This window comes from Azospirillum sp. B506, assembly GCF_000333595.1.
In the GTDB taxonomy this organism is placed as follows: Bacteria; Pseudomonadota; Alphaproteobacteria; order Azospirillales; family Azospirillaceae; genus Azospirillum.
Map to the genome: position 1 here is coordinate 1 of NZ_BADK01001108.1, position 1,234 is coordinate 1,234.

Sequence of the window (1,234 nt, forward strand, 5' to 3'; positions counted from 1 at the left end):
GCCGATGCACATGCGATCGGAAGATCCGATCATTCTGAAAGGATGTCTTGAATGCCGGGAAAAGCACTGGCGGCCGGCGGCCCCGTCCGCCGGCGCATCGCGGTGAGCATCGCCATCGGCCTTGCCGTCACCGCTGCNTATGGTCTTCAGGGCGGACTTCTGGCGCTGCTGCTTGCGCATGCGTTCGGCGGTGGTCCCGACCTGCGCACCATGCCGCTGCTTCTGGGTCTGGGCGCCATCCTGCTGGCGCGCGCGCTGCTGTTGTGGGGGGCGGAGATCGCCGCCCAGGCGACGGCGCGAACCGTGAAGGAGGAATTGCGCGGCCGGCTGCTGCGGCACCTGTTCGATCTCGGTCCGGGCGTGACGCTTCGCCGGCAGACCGGTGAGCTTCAGGCGATTCTGGTCGGCGGTGTCGAGGCTCTGGAATCCTATCACAGCCGCTATCTGCCGGCTCTTTGCGTCGCCGTTCCCGGATGCGGCGGCATTCTCGCCGTCATCGCCGTCGTCGACTGGCCATCCGCCGCCCTGCTCTGCCTGTTCGTCGCCGGCTTTCCCGTGCTCGACCGGCTGTGGTTGCGGTGGCGGATGCCGCGGACCTCCGGGATCTTCGCCGCTCTGGGTGCGCTCGGCGCCTATCTGCTCGACAGCCTCCAGGGCATCGTCACGGTGAAGGCTTTCGGCGCCTCGGCACGGCGACGGACGGTGCTGGCGGACCATGCGGCCGCGTTGCGGCGGGAGTCGATGTCCACCCTGTCGGTCACCCTGATGCGAACCGGCCTGACCGGCTTCGTCATGCTGTCGGGCGTGGCGCTCGTTCTCTCGGCAGGCGCATGGCGCGTGGCAGCCGGTGCTCTCGATCCCTTCGCGTTGCTGGTCACGCTTTTCCTGGCGCGGGAGGCGTTCCGGCCGCTCGAACGTCTGGAGCGCGAGTTCCACAGCGCCTGGGCGGCCGGAGGCGCCGCCGCCCCGATCCTGGATTTCCTGGCGCTGGCGCCGCCGGTGCGCGAAGCGGATCGACCGCTGCCGGCACCGCCCACCCACGACATCCGGTTCGAGGACGTCACCTTCGGCTATGCGGATGGGGGGGCACCGTCGCTCGATGCCGTATCCTTCCATGTGGCGGCGCACGAGCATGTCGCACTGGTCGGACCCTCGGGAGCGGGCAAGTCCACCGTCGTCGCCCTGCTCCTGCGCTTCTTCGATCCGGGCACCGGCACGATCCGCATCGGCGAAC

General features: G+C 69.3%; 1 protein-coding gene. It reads left to right on the plus strand.

Annotated elements, in window-relative coordinates; all coding sequences use genetic code 11:
* Positions 1-51: 51 nt before the first annotated feature.
* Positions 52-1,234: ABC transporter transmembrane domain-containing protein (locus tag I71_RS33840; protein ID WP_042704637.1), on the plus strand; the 1,183-nt coding region annotated here is incomplete at its 3' end.